This is a genomic window from Streptomyces sp. NPDC111507 (genome assembly GCF_055638955.1).
The window spans coordinates 37267-53520 of sequence record NZ_JBVKBU010000028.1 but is presented as its reverse complement, the minus strand read 5'-3'; the positions used below and the strand labels follow the sequence as shown (position 1 = coordinate 53520).

18 protein-coding genes are annotated in these 16254 nt (G+C 69.7%); 7 read left to right on the top strand and 11 right to left on the bottom strand.

Annotated features, from left to right (window positions below):
- Positions 1 to 124: 124 nt before the first annotated feature.
- A complete protein-coding gene (locus ACZ7M2_RS49635; protein WP_471600917.1) occupies positions 125 to 673 on the top strand; it encodes a hypothetical protein in 549 nt (182 codons plus the stop codon).
- Positions 674 to 773: 100 nt separating this feature from the next.
- Here the strand turns inward: ACZ7M2_RS49635 and ACZ7M2_RS49630 are convergent, their stop codons facing one another.
- The 7 genes from ACZ7M2_RS49630 to ACZ7M2_RS49600 form a co-directional block, all read right to left on the bottom strand.
- Positions 774 to 1334: a hypothetical protein gene (locus tag ACZ7M2_RS49630; protein WP_471600916.1), complete on the bottom strand. Its 561-nt coding sequence runs from the start codon at positions 1332 to 1334 to the stop codon at positions 774 to 776.
- A 148-nt stretch (positions 1335 to 1482) separates the two neighbouring features.
- Complete coding sequence (locus tag ACZ7M2_RS49625; RefSeq protein WP_471600915.1) at positions 1483 to 2295, bottom strand: DUF4253 domain-containing protein; 813 nt, start codon at positions 2293 to 2295, stop codon at positions 1483 to 1485.
- Between the two features lie 32 nt (positions 2296 to 2327).
- Positions 2328 to 2684, bottom strand: a complete 357-nt coding sequence (locus tag ACZ7M2_RS49620) for a hypothetical protein (protein ID WP_471600914.1) — start codon at positions 2682 to 2684, stop codon at positions 2328 to 2330.
- Between the two features lie 162 nt (positions 2685 to 2846).
- Entirely contained in the window at positions 2847 to 3050 is a 204-nt protein-coding gene (locus ACZ7M2_RS49615; protein ID WP_471600913.1) for a hypothetical protein, read from the bottom strand.
- On the bottom strand, positions 3047 to 3667 hold the full coding sequence (locus tag ACZ7M2_RS49610; protein ID WP_471600912.1) for a GGDEF domain-containing protein: 621 nt from the start codon (positions 3665 to 3667) through the stop codon (positions 3047 to 3049). The genes ACZ7M2_RS49615 and ACZ7M2_RS49610 overlap by 4 nt, the downstream gene beginning before the upstream one ends.
- A 158-nt stretch (positions 3668 to 3825) precedes the next feature.
- Entirely contained in the window at positions 3826 to 5097 is a 1272-nt protein-coding gene (locus tag ACZ7M2_RS49605) for a hypothetical protein (protein WP_471600911.1), read from the bottom strand.
- 175 nt (positions 5098 to 5272) lie between these two features.
- Entirely contained in the window at positions 5273 to 6496 is a 1224-nt protein-coding gene (locus ACZ7M2_RS49600) for a PucR family transcriptional regulator (RefSeq protein WP_471600910.1), read from the bottom strand.
- Between the two features lie 141 nt (positions 6497 to 6637).
- Here ACZ7M2_RS49600 and ACZ7M2_RS49595 point away from each other — a divergent pair, with 141 nt between their 5' ends.
- On the top strand, positions 6638 to 8131 hold the full coding sequence (locus tag ACZ7M2_RS49595) for a flavin-containing monooxygenase (RefSeq protein ID WP_471600909.1): 1494 nt from the start codon (positions 6638 to 6640) through the stop codon (positions 8129 to 8131).
- 232 nt (positions 8132 to 8363) lie between these two features.
- Here ACZ7M2_RS49595 and ACZ7M2_RS49590 read toward each other — a convergent pair whose 3' ends face one another.
- Positions 8364 to 8843, bottom strand: coding sequence for a winged helix-turn-helix transcriptional regulator (locus ACZ7M2_RS49590; RefSeq protein WP_471600908.1), 480 nt, complete (start codon positions 8841 to 8843; stop codon positions 8364 to 8366).
- A 90-nt stretch (positions 8844 to 8933) separates the two neighbouring features.
- Between ACZ7M2_RS49590 and ACZ7M2_RS49585 the strand changes: the two genes are divergently transcribed.
- The 3 genes from ACZ7M2_RS49585 (at position 8934) to lpdA (ending at position 11562) form a co-directional block, all read left to right on the top strand.
- Positions 8934 to 9419: a PaaI family thioesterase gene (locus ACZ7M2_RS49585; protein WP_471600907.1), complete on the top strand. Its 486-nt coding sequence runs from the start codon at positions 8934 to 8936 to the stop codon at positions 9417 to 9419.
- Positions 9420 to 9463: 44 nt separating this feature from the next.
- A complete protein-coding gene (locus ACZ7M2_RS49580; protein WP_471600906.1) occupies positions 9464 to 10087 on the top strand; it encodes a cysteine hydrolase family protein in 624 nt (207 codons plus the stop codon).
- Between the two features lie 71 nt (positions 10088 to 10158).
- Entirely contained in the window at positions 10159 to 11562 is a 1404-nt protein-coding gene (gene lpdA / locus ACZ7M2_RS49575) for a dihydrolipoyl dehydrogenase (RefSeq protein WP_471600905.1), read from the top strand.
- Between the two features lie 126 nt (positions 11563 to 11688).
- On the opposite strand, the gene ACZ7M2_RS49570 is transcribed toward lpdA, so the two are convergent.
- Positions 11689 to 12705: a zinc-binding dehydrogenase gene (locus ACZ7M2_RS49570; protein WP_471600904.1), complete on the bottom strand. Its 1017-nt coding sequence runs from the start codon at positions 12703 to 12705 to the stop codon at positions 11689 to 11691.
- 95 nt (positions 12706 to 12800) lie between these two features.
- On the opposite strand from ACZ7M2_RS49570, the gene ACZ7M2_RS49565 reads away from it, so the two are divergent.
- On the top strand, positions 12801 to 13265 hold the full coding sequence (locus ACZ7M2_RS49565; protein ID WP_471600903.1) for an HIT family protein: 465 nt from the start codon (positions 12801 to 12803) through the stop codon (positions 13263 to 13265).
- Positions 13266 to 13277: 12 nt separating this feature from the next.
- On the opposite strand, the gene ACZ7M2_RS49560 is transcribed toward ACZ7M2_RS49565, so the two are convergent.
- Entirely contained in the window at positions 13278 to 14450 is a 1173-nt protein-coding gene (locus tag ACZ7M2_RS49560) for an acyl-CoA dehydrogenase family protein (protein WP_471600902.1), read from the bottom strand.
- A gap of 75 nt (positions 14451 to 14525) precedes the next feature.
- Here ACZ7M2_RS49560 and ACZ7M2_RS49555 point away from each other — a divergent pair, with 75 nt between their 5' ends.
- On the top strand, positions 14526 to 15674 hold the full coding sequence (locus ACZ7M2_RS49555; protein WP_471600901.1) for a CaiB/BaiF CoA transferase family protein: 1149 nt from the start codon (positions 14526 to 14528) through the stop codon (positions 15672 to 15674).
- Here the strand turns inward: ACZ7M2_RS49555 and ACZ7M2_RS49550 are convergent.
- The gene (locus ACZ7M2_RS49550) at positions 15666 to 16238 is read right to left on the bottom strand and encodes a TetR/AcrR family transcriptional regulator (protein ID WP_471600900.1); all 573 of its coding nucleotides are present in this window, start codon (positions 16236 to 16238) and stop codon (positions 15666 to 15668) included. The two genes, ACZ7M2_RS49555 and ACZ7M2_RS49550, sit on opposite strands and share 9 nt — an antisense overlap.
- Positions 16239 to 16254 lie beyond the last annotated feature (16 nt).

Here is a 16254-nt window from a genome sequence, read left to right as displayed (position 1 = left end):
CAGAGGTACGTCGCAGGAGATCAGGCACCGGCCAAGCCGATGGGTGCGGCCCCTTTGGAAGGACCTTGTTCATCGGAGCCAGTCTTGGCGGCCACCAGGCGGGGGTGCCGCGTCACTCCCTGGCATGATCTCGCCTGTGGGTGTGATGTATGACTACTTCTCCGCGGCATCGGACGAGTCGGCCGCCACGACCATTGACTTGCCCGGCGGGCCGGATGGCGGGGGCGCGAAGCTGCCAATGCCCGTCCCGGAGATCGTGCGGCGTTACGGGCGCGACGGCCTTCGCGAGTTCCTCAGGCCACGGCTTCGGCTGGCCGAGACGGGGTTCCGCGTCGTGGCCACCAGGGGGTTCGACTCGACGACCGATCTCGGAGCGATCGAGAGGATCTTGACCGGGGTCGACTTCGACGAGTTCCTGGCACGGCCTCGGACCTCGCACGCCGTCGCCGAACGCGACGGAGGCGAGCGTCTGGTACTCACCATCAGCGATGAGCTGCAAGGCGTCCTTGCGAGGGTGGAGGCCGATGAATTGACTGCGGCGGCGCGGCGTTGGGTCGAAGAGCAGGGGTCTGGTGACACCGACGTGCTCGGCGGCCTGCTGCACGAGTTGGCGGAACTCGCCCGCGGGGCTCAGCGGCGCGGGGAACGGCTGTACTGCTGGATCTGTGTCTGATCTGCCCGAGTTCCGCACTACCCCAGGGGACGGACGCGTCGGCATGCTGGGTGGGACCGTCTCTCCAAAGGAGCTACCCCCCAAGCCGATAGCAGCCCCATCACCAGGCGCGGTCCCGCCACTCTTCAGTGGGGATGCGGCCTTCGGTGACATCACAGCAGCGCTCGGCCCAGGTGGAGGCGACCAACACCGGCCTGCTCAGGACAACGTCTCCGGCGCGCTGGGCGCGGAGGACGACACCGAGGGTCTCGGAACCTGGGTCCGCATGCTGGGAGTACCGCAGATCGTGGCCGTTCGTGGACGTGTACTCGGCGAAGGCGTCTTCGAGTTCGGACGGGACGCGGCCGACGAGCTGCAGCCCGTCCAAGGTGACCTGTGGACCGCGAAGTGCGCTGACGGCTACGCAACCCAGGCGGCCGGCGTCGTAGTAGGCCGTCACCGCCGGCGCGCTTGATGCTCCGATGAAAAAGAATTCCGAACTCGCCACATGGCTGCCATAGCCGCCACGAGTGGAGAGAGGGCTCAATACATCCGCGACTGCTGCGGCCACTTCGTCATGCGACATCCCGAAACGCAGCGGGCCAACGCCCTCACCAGGATGCATCTCCCACTGAACTCGGTCAGCCTCGTCGACAACCGCCCAGACACTCACCTTCCGCACCGCCTCACCTTGATCACTCAGCCGCCTACAAAGCTGCACAGGTTATCGACCTCCCCGGCGCCCAGCTGTTCCCAGGCGCCGGTCGGGACGCACGGACCGCCCGAAGGTCGCTTCGCTCGGGATGGGTGAGCGTTTTCCGGGAACCGGATCAGTCCCACCAGAAGTCCCAGCGATGGGCACTGGTGATCCGCTCGGCATACGCGGCCAATGTGTAGGGCCTGCTGCCCTGCCAGATGTTGTCCGGGCAGAAGGCGAAGTGCTCGGCCGCGACCAGGAGAGCCTCATGCTCATTCGCCGGTGGCGCGGCGACGCTGAGGTGCAGCGTGGAAAAGCCGACCGCGATGACACGGGCGCCGAACCGGTGCTCCCAGTCCCGGACGACGGCGGAGAATTTCGCGGTGTCGTTGTCGTAGTTGCAGGGTCCGCCCCAGCCCCCGGCCGTCAGCGCCTCGGCACCGGACGCTGCGGAGACCAGTCCCAGACGTGTCTGTGGGCGGTCGGCGAGGAACGCCTGCGCGAACTCGGCAGCCAGTTGATCGGGGTTCGTTGCCGTTTTCCGGCTGGGCGCGAGGCCGGGCCAGGTCTGTCTGAAGGGGGCCGTGACGGCGAGGCGCCTGTCGGCGTCGAGCATGTCGTCGTCTTCGTCGACGGCTGTGTAGGTCGCCCACCACTGTGCGAGGAGGCTGGCAGGGTCGTGGCTTGCCGGGGAGGACATCTGCTCGGGGAAGACCTCGCCGGATCCCCATGGGCGGAATTCGCCGTCGTTCGGATCCAGCGAGTCGAGCAGTAGCGGCCACAGACCGGAGCGTGTGTGTTCAGCGTGTATCCGCGTCCACAGTTCGGCCGTGGCCGGCCCGTCACTGAGCCACAGAGGCTGTGCGTCTCCGTCGCCTTCGTCGGACGTGACCATGCGACCGGGCGGAAGGAGGCCCTCAAGGCTCAAACGGGCTTCAGGGTGCATGGGGCGGATGCTAGTGCTTCGGCCAGGAGGCATCACTGAGAGGGTCCGACCACTCGATCGCGGAACTGCTGGAAAGTGCGCCAGCCTGACGTTTGCCCCGGAGCGATCAGGTCTCCTTCCGCGCAGTCCATCACCTTGCACCGCAGAGCCTCGGCAAGACGGAAGACGGGCGTCAGCACGTCGTCACCGGAACCCCGGATATGGAGCATGATCGATTCCACGGGGTCTTCTGAGCCGATGTTGAGCTCGATGGACCAAGTGGGGCCGGAAACTTCGCCCCAGGTGGGGTCCGAGAGATCGGCTTCGGGACATGCCTGGGTAACAGCGGCGAGCACGTCGCGTCGTCGGCCGAGCGAGTCCGGGGTGTGGTTGGCGGGGATCTCCTGCACGGAGGTGAGGTCGTCGGGCAGGCGGAGGAGGAGTACGTCCCAGCTCATGGCGGCCTTCCAGGTAAGACTCGAGGAGCGGTTGCGGTCGGTCAGATCAGGCTGAGCTGTTCTGTGGGCGGCTGTGGCAGGAGCACATTCTGCAGGCGCCGGATGTTCGCGCGCTCAGGGAAGCGCACACACCTTGTGCGCGGGCTCGCCGTAGCGGGAACGCATCGGCGTGGGAGCACCGCACAGCACGCACGCCAGGTCCTGCCAGCGGTCGAAATGCCGGCTATCGCGCCAGTCCAGGAGGCCGCCGGGAGCCGGGATGAGGCCCGGCTCCCACAGCGGCGCCTTTCCGCCGCCGCGCCGGGTGGGCGCGCTCATCCGACGGGCAGGTGGGTGCCGGGACGGCCCGGGCGGCGCCCGTGGACCGTGGGCGTGTAGGCGTCCTGACGGGTCGCCGTGTAACCGCAGGGCTTCTCACGCGTCTTGACGCGGTACATGGCCATGTCCGCGCCGCGCAGAAGACGGGAAGCTCCGGCCGTGTCGGGCAGGTCGACGGCGCGGGCCGTGCCGATGGACACCGCCGGGCGCAGGGTGTGCCCGTGGTGGTCGAGGGGCTGCTCCAGTTGCTCGCGCAGCGCCGCTGTCTCCCGGAGCGTTGCGGTGGGCGGCAGCAGGAGAGCGGCGCCGAATTCGTCGCCCCCGAGCCGTGCGGCGAGTCCGCCGCGGGCGGCGGCCCATGCTCCGATGCGGTGTCCGATGGCGGCGATGAGGGCGTCGCCGGCGGCGTGCCCAAGGCTGTCGTTGACGGCCTTCAGGCCGTCGGCGTCGGCGACCAGGACGTGCAGCTGCTCGCGGTGAGTGCGGGCGAGACGCTCGGTGCGGTGCGTGAGGGCGTCGCGGCCGGGCAGTCCGGTCAGCGGATCCTTGCGGGCGGCGTCCAGCTGGCGGCGCACGCGCACGTCGTCGGCGAGCAGCGCGGCCAGCGCGAGCGGCACGGTGGGCCGCCGCGATGACGAGAGTGCGGGAAGGCTGCCGTAAGGCGCCGGGTGCGGGCATGATGGGATCTCCGTTCTGCCCCCTCGGGGGCGGGATTGAGAGAGGCGCACCCGGTTGCTTCCAGGCATTGAGGGGTGCGCCTCTCGCTGTGTGCGGGTCAGAGAGCGTGGACGGAGCGGACGCTGCGGCAGTCCGGGTGGCTGCTGTCGTGCTGGCTCCAGCCGTTGGTGGCGCGCAGGTCGGCGAGGATCTCCAGCAGGACGTCCTCCGTGTCGAGGACGATTTCGGCGTAGCCCTCACCGCACATGCACGGGACGATCAGGGCGAGGACATCGGTAGCGCCGGTGATGTCGGTGCGCAGCGTGTGGTGCAGCCACAGCCCGCCCCCCATCGAGGCCACCGCACTCGGCTCCAGCCAGGCGTCACGCACGGCCGGGTAGCCCTGCCACAGGTACGGCTCTACGGCCTGGTAGAGGGTGTCTGCGTATGCGGTGAGCAGGTGGTGGGCTGCCGCTGTCACTGCGCCGTCGCGCTGCTCGTCTTCGCTCTCGTGCGGCACGAGAGCGAAGAGGCGCGAGAGCGGTGCGTCCGCGGCGCCTAAGGCGTGCATGAGTCCTCCAGAGATGAGCAGGGCCGCCGGGCAGGCGGCTGCAGGGTGGGTGGTGCCGGGCTGGGCTGGCCGGTCCTCTGCCCGGCCCCGCCCGCGCCTGGTGACGACGCGGTGCGGGGCCGGACGGGGGACCGTCAGACCAGGGCGCCGAGGAGGAGCAGGACCAGGGCGGCCAGGCTCAGGTCGACCGCGCGCCGCAGCTGGCGGAACTTGCCGGTGGCGATCACGGACCGGACGCGGATGCGGGCGGCGCGCGGCGATCGTGGTGGCCAGGATCCAGCCTGCCGCGATCAGCGCTGCGGCGAGCCATTGCTGCCAACCGTGCGGGTTGAAGGCCTGCTCCTGGCCGAAGCTCACGACAGGCACCAGCAGGTCCAGGGTGTAGAGGAACGCGTTGAAGGTGGGCGCCTCAGCCGGCTTCACTGCGGGTGGATGATGTGAGGCGAAGGCAATGGTCGCGGTGAGCAGCAGGAGCACGAGCCACGCTGCCGCGCGCATGGGCCGGTAGCCGTATCCGACCGTCCAGTCCTGGATGTGGCCCCAGATGCGCAGTGTCGCCGGTTGGCTTGCCCGCTGACGACGGCACTTGGCGAGCAGTACCTGCCGCGCTGCGGCGTCGTGGCCCTGGGCGGTGTAGGTGGTGGCGAGTTGCCCGTAGGGCTGTGGCAGGTATCCGGTGCTGTCCTTCGCCAGCCAGGCGAGACGGTCCCGGACGGGCAGGCTCGCTTCGAGATGGCGGTAGGTGAGCCCGTCGAGCAGCAAGTCGTCGGGCCAGCGGGCCGGGTCGTCGGCGAAGACATCGATCTGTGAGTGCCGCAAGTCCACAGGCCCGCTCAGGTCGGTGTCGGCTTTCGTTCTGACGGAACCCGCTCTGATCTTCCTTAAGGACAGTCGGCCTACGATCGTCGCCCGCTTGAGGCACAGCACGCCGGCAACACTGCTGCTGGTGAAGGACATCCCGCCATCGGAGACGAACGATCCCGGCCCGTGGTCCTCAGTCGCTGCCACGCCACTGGAGCAGATCGAGGGCGACGGCGACCTTGACGGTGTTGTCCTCGAGTGGCTTCGGGAGCAGTTGGCCAGCTCGGTCGAGCTGCCGGAGCAGGGTGTTGCGGTGGGTGTAGAGCCGGCCGGCGGCGCGGGTCGTGTTGCACTGGGCCTGGATGTATGTGAGGACGGCGTGCCTCAGTTCCGGGCTCGCCGTGGCGAGGTCGCCGAGGGTGGTCTTGACGAAGTCGTCGGCCTGTTCGATGTCCTGGCTGATCAGGCTGCTGAGCTGGACGTCGTCGAAACCGGCGACGCGACGCGGTGAACGGAGCCTGGCGAGCATGCGCTGGGTGGTCAGCGCGGCGAGGTGGCTGCGCCGGAAGCCTTCTCTGCCCCCGGCCGGCGGGCCCACGGCGATACGGACGCCCGGCAGCGGGTCGAGGAGCCGGCTCAGCAGGCCGGTGTCGGGTGCGGCGGGTCCGGGCAGCCACACCCACGAAGTGGCAGCGCCGACGATCACGGTGAGCGGTTGCTGCACTCCGGCCGTCTGCGCCAGAGCCTCGGTAGCACGCTCGAGGTGGCCCGGTTCGGGGGACGGTTCCTCGCTCCACACGACGGCGGCGGTGTGTGTCCGGTCGAGGGCGTAGCCCAGGCGTGCTTCCGCCCGTTGTCGGCTGATGGGTGCCCCCTCGACGAGCAGGGTGACGATCTCGCGACGTTCGGCATGGGTGCCGTGGGTCAGCTCTTCGCGCTCGGCGGCCATGCGTGCGGCGATGCCGACGATCGTGGCGTCGAGGAAGCCCGAGACGGAGCGCGCCGACACATCGAGCAGCTCGCGCAGTTCGTCGGGGTCGGAGGTCAGGGTGAAGGCGGTCTGCATCCAGCGCCGCCAGGCCGCGTTCTGTCCGACGCGGTAGGAGTCGAGGGCCGATTCGTCGAGCCCCCGGCGTACCAGGTCGCGGGCGTGGCTGAGACTGTCCGGGCCGGTGTACGCGGGTACCGGCGCGCCGGGGTCGCGCACGGTCTCTGACGCCCAGAACGCCAGGTGGGCGCGGTTGATGCGCCGTGTGGCGGCGCGCAGGGCGGGGTCCTGCGCGATGGCTCGCATGGTCGCCGCCGCCAAGGTCGCCTCGTCGATCTCGTCGAGCCACTCCTGCAGACTGTTGAGTGCGATCGCCGCACCCTGCCGAAGTAAATCGCTTGTACGTTCGGAAGGGCGCTGCCAGGTCATGTCCGCACGGTAGCCCGCAGTGGTGCAAAATGCACTGGTCTTTTCCGATGGAGGTGCGAACTGCCACACCGTGCTGGCCGGTATGTGAGGTCATCATCGAGGCACCACCCAGCGAACGCCTCATCAACGGAGTTCCCGCCCATGACCCGTCAGAGCGAGCACATCGACGTGCTGATCATCGGCGCCGGCATTTCCGGCATCGGCGCTGCCCACTACCTGCAGACCGAGCGGCCGGGCAGCAGCTACGCGATCCTGGAGGCCCGTGGCGTCTCCGGCGGCACGTGGGCGCTGTTCCGCTATCCGGGCATCCGGTCGGACTCCGACCTGCACACCTTCGGCTACGCCTTCAAGCCGTGGCGCAACGACAAGTCGATCGCCACCGCCGATCTGATCCTCGACTATCTGCGGGAGACCGCGGGGGAGAGCGGCATCGAACAGCACATCCGCTACCACCACAGGGTGCGCGGCGCGGCCTGGTCCACCGCCGAGGCCCGCTGGACGGTGGAGATCGAGCGCGCCGACACCGGTGAGACGGTGTCGATGACCGCGAACTGGCTGTTCTGTGCCGGGGGTTACTACCGCTACGACGAAGGGTTCACCCCCCGGTTCGAGGGCCGGGAGCGGTTCGCCGGGCAGATCGTGCACCCGCAGCACTGGCCGGAGGACCTGGACTGCGCGGGCAAGAAGGTCGTGGTGATCGGCAGCGGTGCGACGGCCGTCACGCTGATCCCGGCGCTGGCGGACACGGCGGGCCATGTCATCATGCTCCAGCGTTCGCCCACCTACATCCTCCCGGTCGCGTCCGAGGACGTGATCGCGAACACGCTGCGCAAGGTGTTGCCCGCCGGCCTCGCCTACCGGCTCACCCGGCGCAAGAACATCGCCGTGCAGCGCTTCGTCTGGCAGACCTCGCGACGCCACCCACGGGTCGTGCGACGTCTCATCCGCGCCGTGAACATCAGGCAACTGCCGGCCGGTTATCCCGTGGACGAGCACTTCAACCCGTCCTACGACCCCTGGGACCAGCGGCTGTGCGCGGTTCCCGACGCGGACCTGTTCAAGGCGCTCAAGAAGGGCACGGCCTCGGTCGTCACCGACCGGATCGCGACGTTCACCGAGACCGGCGTCCGGCTCGAGTCCGGTCGTGAGCTCGACGCCGACATCATCGTCACCGCCACCGGGTTGAACGTGCAGCTGTTCGGCGGGATGGCGCTCTCGGTGGACGGCGCACCCGTCGACTTCGCCGACACGGTGGCCTTCAAGGGCATGATGCTGAGCGGCGTTCCGAACTTCGCCTTCGCGATCGGCTACACGAACTCCTCGTGGACGCTCAAGGTGGGCCTGCTGTGCGAGCACTTCACCCGGCTGCTCGGACACATGGACGCCACCGGCACGGACATCTGCTGCCCCGAGCTCCCCGACCCGGCCATGCCGACCCGTCCGCTGCTCGACTTCGGTGCCGGCTACGTCAAGCGGTCCCTCCACATGATGCCGCGTCAAGGACTTGCCTATCCCTGGCTCATGTCGATGGACTACCACTCCGACGTCAAACTGCTGCGCGGCGGCCCCGTCGAGGACGACAACCTGCGCTTCACCTCCGTCGCACGCCACGCGAAGGCCCAGACGTCGGCCTGAGCGATGGCTGCTTCGCTCCCCTCGGGCGCGACATCACCCCGTACCACCGGACGCACGGCGACGACCGGCGGCCGCGTCGGCCGGGGTTTCTTCGGCGGACGCGTACGGCCTGGGAGACCCGGCTCAGGACACCACCGGATCGCTCGGCCATCTCGGTGTGGCGGTCGCCGTCGTGGCCGGCGCGGACCCGGCCGCCGGGGCCGATCCCGCACGCGCGCGCTGCCCACCGGCTCTAGGGAACGGTGAGGTCCAAGGGCTTCGCCGACGGGCCGGGGCGGGTGCGTGCCTCCGGCGGGACGAGGGCGCCGTGTCCCGCGGAGCAGACGACCACGGTCTCGACCGGCGCGCCGCAGCCGGCGTGCGTGACCTCCAGGGGCGGGCCCTCGGGATCCGCCGCATGGCGGTCTCCCCACTGCTTGAGGGCGATCATCGCCGGCCACAGCTCCCAGCCCTTTCGGGTGAGCCGGTACTCGTGGCGGGTGCGGCTGCCGGGCTCGTTGTAGGGGACGGTGTCCAGGATCCCGGCCGCGACGAGCTTCCGCAGCCGGTCCGCGAGCACGCTCTCGGACAGTCCGACGTGCCGGCGGAAGTCGTCGAAGCGCCGTACGCCGTTCATGGCGTCCCGCAGGACCAGCAGCGACCACTTCTCGCCCACCAGGTCGAGAGTCCGCTGGACCGTGCAGTTCTCGGTGCTTGTCTCCAGCCACGTCATGCGGCCCATCGTAGGCTGGCTTCGACGTTGACATCCAGACCTCGTGCTGGCTAGCTTCGAATTCCACATCCAGATCATCGAAGGAGCGACATGGGCAGGTCACGCACGTACGACTGGGAGGACCCCGCCGTCTCCGCCGCCGCCGTCGGGCAGTACAGCGGTCTCGACTTCCTCCGCGAGGTGCAGGCCGGACGGCTCCCCGCCGCGCCGATCGCGGCGACCCTCGGGATGACGTTCGACGAGGTCGAGCACGGCCGGGTCGTCTTCGCCCTCGTCCCGGGCGAGGAGCACTACAACCCCATCGGAAGCGTCCACGGCGGTGTGTACGCCACCCTGCTCGATTCGGCGGCGGGCTGCGCGGTGCAGTCGGTCCTGCCACAGGGGATGGGGTATACCTCACTCGACCTGAATGTGAAGTTCCTGCGCCCGGTCACCGTGGACACCGGCAAGGTCCGTGCCGTGGGCACCGTCCTCAACAGCGGACGTCGTACCGCCCTCGCGCAGGCCGAGCTCTTCGATTCCGGGAACCGGCTGCTGGCGCACACCACCAGCAGCTGTCTGCTGTTCCCCGTCTGAGCGACCGCCCGCACAGGAGCGCGACGTACGGAAAGCAGGCAGTCATGACGGTGTACGACTACGACCGGCGCCGGACGGGGGTTCTGCTGGTCGATCCGCTGAACGACTTCCTCGCCGACGAGGGCAAGCTCTGGCCGCGCATCGCGGAGGTCGCGCGGGAAGTCGGCCTGCGGACCCATCTGTCCGAACTGGTGTCCACCGCTCGTGAGGTCGACGTGCCGGTGTTCTATGTTCCGCATCACCGCTGGACACCGGGGTTGTACGAGTCCTGGTCCCACCCGAACCCGTCACAACGCTCCGTGGACAAGCATCAGCTCTTCGCCCAGGACGCGTTCGGCGGGGACTGGTACCCGCCCCTGCGGCCCGAGCCCTCGGACACGGTGGTCGTACAGCACTGGGCCCAGAGCGGGTTCGCCAACACCGACCTGGAGATGCGCCTGCGTCAGCGTGGCGTGGATCACGTGATCGTCGTCGGACTGCTCGCGAACACCTGCATCGAGACCACGGCCAAGTACGCGATGGAACTCGGATTCCATGTGTCGCTGGTGACCGACGCCACCGCGGCGTTCTCGAGCGAACTCATGAGGGCCGCCCATGAATTGAACGGTCCGACCTACGCGCATGTCATCACGGACACGAAAAGCGCCGTAGCGGCACTGAAGACATAAGGTCACAGGGTCAGATGGTGCAGAGGATGTTGGACCGGCTGTGAGCCGGGCTTCACCGGAAGGATCCACTCATGGACGAGCGCTTCGACGTGGTCGTACTCGGAGCAGGACCGGGCGGCTATGTCGCCGCCATCCGTGCCGCGCAACTCGGCAAGCGGGTCGCGGTCGTCGAGGAGCGGTACTGGGGTGGTGTCTGTCTGAACGTCGGCTGCATCCCCACGAAGGCGCTGCTGCGGAATGCCGAGCTGGCGCACATCTTCACGCGGGAGGCGAAGACCTTCGGCATCAAGGTCGACGGCGAGGTCTCCTTCGACTACGGCGAGGCGTTCCGGCGCAGCCGCCGGGTCGCGGACGGCCGTGTCAAGGGCGTCCACTTCCTGATGAAGAAGAACGCGATCACCGAGATCGACGGCCGCGGCACCTTCCTCGACGCCCACACGCTCCGGGTCGCCCTCGCCGACGGCACCACGAAGACGGTCGGTTTCGACGACTGCATCATCGCCACCGGCGCCACCCCCAAGTTGCTGCCCGGCACCCGGCGCAGCGACCGTGTCGTCACCTACGAGGAGCAGATCCTCGCCGAGGACCTGCCGCGCTCCATCGTGATCGCGGGCGCCGGGGCCATCGGCATCGAGTTCGCGTACGTCCTGCACAACTACGGCGTGAAGGTCACGGTCGTCGAGTTCCTCGACCGGGTCGCCCCGCTGGAGGACGCGGACGTCTCCGCCGAACTCGCCAAGCAGTACCGGAAGCTGGGCATCGACGTGCTCACCTCGACGCGTGTCGAGTCGATCGACGAGTCGGGCCCGCAGGTGCGGGTGACGGTCACCGGCAAGGACGGTGCGCAGAAGGTGCTGGAGGCCGACAAGGTCCTCCAGGCGATCGGCTTCGCGCCGAACGTCACCGGGTACGGCCTGGAGGCCACGGGTGTACGGGTCACCGAGCGCGGCGCGATCGACGTCGACGGCCGCTGCCGTACGTCCGTACGGCACATCTACGCGATCGGGGATGTGACCGCGAAGCTGATGCTCGCGCACAACGCCGAGTCCATGGGGATCATCGCGGCCGAGACGATCGCGGACGCGGAGACCATGGAGCTGGACTATGTGATGATCCCGCGTGCCACGTACTGCCAGCCGCAGATCGCCAGTTTCGGTTACACCGAGGCACAGGCGAAGGAGCGGGGCTACGACGTCAAGGTCGCCAAGTTCCCCTTCACGGCCAACGGCAAGTCGCACGGGCTGGGTGACACGGTCGGCTTCGTGAAGCTGATCAGCGACGCCAAGTACGGCGAGCTCCTGGGTGGCCATCTGATCGGCCCGGACGTGACGGAGCTGCTCCCGGAGCTGACACTGGCGCAGCAGTGGGACCTGACCGTGCACGAGGTCGCCCGCAACGTCCACGCCCACCCGACCCTGGGCGAAGCGGTGAAGGAAGCCGTGCACGGCCTGGCCGGACACATGATCAACTTCTGAGTCCGTGCGACGCGCCGGAGCACCGGCCACGCGAGGAGGTCGCCCACCCCGCGGTGACTTCCACCGCGGGGGTCCTCGGGCTCCTGCGCACCCCCGCGCCCTCGCTCCGCGACGCGAACGGCATCCTCAGGGGCGCAGCACCAGGCGGATCGGATCGCCCTTCTTGTGCTCCAGCCGTTCGACGGCTTCGGCCGCCTGCTCCAGGGGCAGTACGTCCGAGATGGAGCGGGAGAAGTCCAGCCGCCCGTTCTCGGTGAGGTGGATGAGCTGCGCCACCGCGTTCGCTCCGGAGCCGTAGTGGCCCAGGAGCCGTAGCTCGCGGGTACTGAAGGTGGTGCTGTCCGCGATGGTGACCGGCTTTCCGCTCAGGCCGACGAGGACCAGCTTGCCGCCGTCGGCCAGCACGGACAGGGCCTGTTCGCGCACCGGGGTGACGCCGGCGAAGTCGAAGGCGGCCTCGATGCCGGCCCCGCGGGTGGCGGCGGCGATCTTGTCCGCCAGAGCGGGGTCGGCCGGATCGAGGGCGAGGTCCGCTCCGAAGGCGAGGGCGCGGGCGCGGGCGGCGGGGGAGGGGTCGACGGCGATGACGGGGCAGGCGCCCACCATGCGCAGCAGTTGCACCCCGTGCGCGCCCAGACCGCCGATGCCCCACACCCCGACCGCCTGGCCGGGGCGGATGCCGGCGGTGTCGGTGATGGCGCCCCACGGGGTGGAGACCGCGTCGGGGATGACCGCTCCCTGCTCGAAGGGGATCGAGTCCGGGAGCGGGACCAGGGTGTCCATCCGGGCGAGTGCGAACTCGGCCCAGCCTCCGTCGTAGTCGACACCACGGGTCCAGCCCCGCCCGTCGCGGTATTCGCCGGCCTGCAGGACGACGCGGTCGCCGACCGCCCAGCCGTCCGCGTCCGGACCCGGCTCGGCGACGGTGCCGGCCACCTCGTGGCCCAGGGTCACCGTGTCGCCCCGCAACAGCGCGGGTGTGCCGCCGAGTTCCCCGGAGATCAGGTGGACGTCGGACAGACACACCCCGGCCGCTTCCACCTTGACCAGGACCTCTCCCGCGCCGGGGGTGGGCCGTTCGACCTCCTCGACCCGCAGCTCGTGGGTCGGGAAGTGCAGACGAACTGCGCGCATGACAGCCATGGCGGCTTCCTCTCCGTACGTGATCTGTGCCGTGATCTGTACCGTGAAGTGTCGCCGTTGATGCCGCGGTTGAGGTCCGTTCTACGATCCCGGGCATGACGAGTCCCCCCTGCTACGCATGCGACAAGGAAGCGCGGTTCGACGAACTGCCGCCACGCGAACGCATCGCGTTCGACCCGTACTGGCGGGTGGCTCACAGCTTCAACACCGCGGTGCCCGGCTGGCTGGTGCTGCTGCCGCGACGGCACGTCACGGCCGTCCATGACCTCACCGACGCCGAGGCCGGAGCCCTGGGGGTCTGGCAGGTCGGGCTCTCCAGGGCGCTGCGCGGGGCGACCGGTTGCCTCAAGACCTACGTCGTCCAGTTCGCCGAGTCCGAGGGCTTCGCGCACGTGCACTTCCACATCGTGCCGCGCATGGCGGATCTGCCCGCCGCGCACCGTGGGCCGGGCATCTTCGGGCTCCTGGACCGCCCGGAGCCGGAGCGGGTGACAGCGGAAGGCGCGGACCGTATGACCCGCGCCCTACGAGCCCGGCTTCACGGGCTCCCGCACTCCTAGGGTCCGCAGGCCCTAGTTCTGAACCCTGAGGGTGCCCCGGTCGCTCTCCCGCAGCGCGCGGCCGATGATCAGGCGCTGGATCTGGTTGGTGCCCTCGAAGATCTGCATGACCTTGGCCTCCCGCATATAACGCTCGACCGGGAAGTCGCGGGTGTAGCCGGCGCCGCCGAGGACCTGGACGGCGTCCGTGGTGACCTTCATGGCGTTGTCCGTGGCGATCAGCTTGGCGATGGACGCCTCGCAGGCGAACGGGAGCCCCTGGTCCTTGAGCCGGGCGGCGGCGAGCGTGGTGGCCCGGGAGGCCTGGACCGCCGCGGCCATGTCCGCGAGGACGAACGCCAGGCCCTGGTGCTCGATGATCGGGCGGCCGAAGGTCTCCCGTTCGCGCGAGTAGCGCAGCGCGTGGTCCAGCGCTCCCTGGGCCAGGCCCGTGGCCACGGCCGCGATGCCCAGTCGTCCGCAGTCCAGCCCCGCGAAGGCGATCTTGAGTCCCTGGCCCTCCTCACCGATCCGGCGATCCGCCGGGACGCGCACGTCCTCCAGGCGGATGGTCGCGGTGGCCGACCCGGTCAGACCCATCTTGTGCTCGGGCGGATCGGCTATCAGGCCGGGGGTGTCGGCCGGGACGAGGAAGCAGGAGATTGCGCCCGAGCCCGCGTCGGACGTACGCGCCATGATCGTGTAGAAGTCCGCGTGCCCACCGTGCGTGGTCCACGCCTTCGCGCCGTTCAGGACGTAGTCGTCGCCGTCCCTGACGGCCCGCGTACGCATCGCGGCGGGGTCGGAACCGGCGTGGGCCTCGGACAGGCAGTAGGCGCCGAGCAGCTCGCCGCTGAGCATGTCGGGCAGCCACTCCTTGCGCTGCTCCTCGGTGCCGAAGGCTGCGAGGGCGAAGCAGGACAACGCGTGCACCGAGATGCCGACCCCGACGCTGGCCCACACGGCGGCGATCTCCTCGAGGACCTGGAGGTAGACCTCGTAGGGCTGGTCCCCGCCGCCGTACTCCTCGGCGTAGGGCAGGCTCAGCAGGCCCGCCCGGCCGAGCGTGCGGAAGACCTCGCGGGGGAACTTCTCCTCGGCCTCCGCCTCGGCGACGCGGGGCGCGAGCTCCTTCTCGGCGAGCTCACGGGTCAGGCCGATCAGGTCGACTGCTTCCGGGGTGGGAAGCGTGCGGGTAGCTGGCATGGGATTTCCTCGGTCGCTCAGAAATTAATGATACGGCGAGCGATACAACAGTATCGTTTTTGGTACCGTGATGCCATGCAGTCCAGCGATGGATCCGCCGGTCCCCTCGTCGGCCTACGTGTCCTCGAACTCGCGGGACTCGGGCCGGCTCCGCACGCGGCCATGGTGCTGGCCGATCTCGGCGCCGACGTGGTGCGTGTCGAGCGGCCCTCGGGCCGAGCGCTGCGGCTCGGCCCGGAAGACGCGACCGACATCGTGCGGCGCGGCCGCCGGTCGGTCTTCGCCGACCTCAAGGAGTCCGAGGGACGTGCGCTGGTAAGGGCCCTCGCCACCCGCGCCGATGTGCTGATCGAGGGACTCCGGCCGGGCGTCGCCGAGCGCCTCGGCGTCGGCCCCGAGGACTGCGGCAGGGACAATCCGGGGCTCGTCTACGCACGCGTCACCGGCTGGGGCCAGGACGGCCCGCTCGCCCAGGATCCCGGGCACGACCTGAACTACATCGGTCTCACCGGACTGCTCCACGCGATGGGCCGTGCCGGTGATCCGCCGCCCCCGCCGCTCAATCTGGTCGGAGATTTCGGGGGCGGGTCCATGCTCCTGGTCATCGGCGTCCTGGCCGCGCTCTGGGAGCGCGCACGCTCCGGAGCCGGACAGGTCGTGGACTCCGCCATGGTCGACGGGACCGCCCTGCTCGGTCAGATGACGTACGCGCTGCGCGGCATGGGCGAGTGGTCGGACGAACGGAGCGCCAACCTCCTCGACGGGGCCGCCCCCTTCTACGACACCTACGAGTGCGGCGACGGCAAGTACGTCGCCGTCGCCGCACTCGAACCACAGTTCTTCGCGGCGCTGCTGGAGGGACTGGGCATCGCCGAGGCCCATCGGTCCGCCCAGGGCGACCGTGGCGGCTGGCCCGCGCTGCGTGCCCGGTTCGCGCGGCGGTTCGCCTCCCGTACGCGCGACGAGTGGGCCGCGCACTTCGCCGGCACGGACGCGTGCGTCACCCCCGTGCTGACGTTCGCGGAGGCCGGAGCGCATCCGCACGTGGTGGCCCGCAGCACCCTCATCGAGGTCGACGGCATCCTCCAGGCCGCCCCCGCCCCGCGCTTCTCGCGCACGCCCAACCGGCGGCCCTCGGCTCCGGGCGCGCCGGGGGCGGACATCGAGTCGGTGCTGCGGGACTGGGGTGTCGGCGCCCCGGCCGCCACCCCGCGGTCAGGGTGAGACCGCGTGCACGATGAGCGACGCCAACTCGGCGTACGCCTCCGCGTCGGTCAGCCCCGTGCGCGCGGACACCTCGCCGCGCTGGATCTCCTGCATGGTGGCGGCGACGACCTCGCCCACGAAGGCCGCGTGGACGTCACGGAACGCGCCGGCGGCGACGCCGTCGGCGATCAGCTGTCTGATCCGGCCCGCGGCCAGGCGGGTGTTGGCCTCGTACACCTCGCGGGCCGGTTCGAATCCGGCCATGTCGTCGAGGAATCGCCGGGACAGCGGCCTCAACTGCTGGGCGACCCCGTTCAGGTAGACCACCACGCGCTCCGCGGGCGCGGAGGTGTCCGCCACCTGCTTCTCGATGGCCTCGGCCGCGCTCCGGAAGTAGTGCTTCACGGCCTCGCGGACCAAGTCCTGCTTGCTGCCCGCCAGTTGGTACAACGTCGTCTTCGAGCAGCGCAGCCGCTCGGTCAGCTCGTCGAGCGTGAATGAGGCGAAACCTTCCGCCGCCAGCAGGGCGACCAGCCTTTCGAGCAGGTCGGTCTGGCGCGCTGTGCGACGTGTGGACGGCATGACCTCAGCGTAACCG

Excerpts from the sequence above, each read along its gene's own strand:
- ACZ7M2_RS49635 (WP_471600917.1), top strand. The coding sequence starts at position 125 with ATGATCTCGCCTGTGGGTGTGATGTATGACTACTTCTCCGCGGCATCG.
- ACZ7M2_RS49625 (WP_471600915.1), bottom strand. The coding sequence starts at position 2,295 with ATGCACCCTGAAGCCCGTTTGAGCCTTGAGGGCCTCCTTCCGCCCGGT.
- ACZ7M2_RS49615 (WP_471600913.1), bottom strand. The coding sequence starts at position 3,050 with ATGAGCGCGCCCACCCGGCGCGGCGGCGGAAAGGCGCCGCTGTGGGAG.
- ACZ7M2_RS49600 (WP_471600910.1), bottom strand. The coding sequence starts at position 6,496 with ATGACCTGGCAGCGCCCTTCCGAACGTACAAGCGATTTACTTCGGCAG.
- ACZ7M2_RS49595 (WP_471600909.1), top strand. The coding sequence starts at position 6,638 with ATGACCCGTCAGAGCGAGCACATCGACGTGCTGATCATCGGCGCCGGC.
- ACZ7M2_RS49590 (WP_471600908.1), bottom strand. The coding sequence starts at position 8,843 with ATGACGTGGCTGGAGACAAGCACCGAGAACTGCACGGTCCAGCGGACT.
- ACZ7M2_RS49585 (WP_471600907.1), top strand. The coding sequence starts at position 8,934 with ATGGGCAGGTCACGCACGTACGACTGGGAGGACCCCGCCGTCTCCGCC.
- ACZ7M2_RS49580 (WP_471600906.1), top strand. The coding sequence starts at position 9,464 with ATGACGGTGTACGACTACGACCGGCGCCGGACGGGGGTTCTGCTGGTC.
- lpdA (WP_471600905.1), top strand. The coding sequence starts at position 10,159 with ATGGACGAGCGCTTCGACGTGGTCGTACTCGGAGCAGGACCGGGCGGC.
- ACZ7M2_RS49570 (WP_471600904.1), bottom strand. The coding sequence starts at position 12,705 with ATGGCTGTCATGCGCGCAGTTCGTCTGCACTTCCCGACCCACGAGCTG.
- ACZ7M2_RS49565 (WP_471600903.1), top strand. The coding sequence starts at position 12,801 with ATGACGAGTCCCCCCTGCTACGCATGCGACAAGGAAGCGCGGTTCGAC.
- ACZ7M2_RS49560 (WP_471600902.1), bottom strand. The coding sequence starts at position 14,450 with ATGCCAGCTACCCGCACGCTTCCCACCCCGGAAGCAGTCGACCTGATC.
- ACZ7M2_RS49555 (WP_471600901.1), top strand. The coding sequence starts at position 14,526 with ATGCAGTCCAGCGATGGATCCGCCGGTCCCCTCGTCGGCCTACGTGTC.
- ACZ7M2_RS49550 (WP_471600900.1), bottom strand. The coding sequence starts at position 16,238 with ATGCCGTCCACACGTCGCACAGCGCGCCAGACCGACCTGCTCGAAAGG.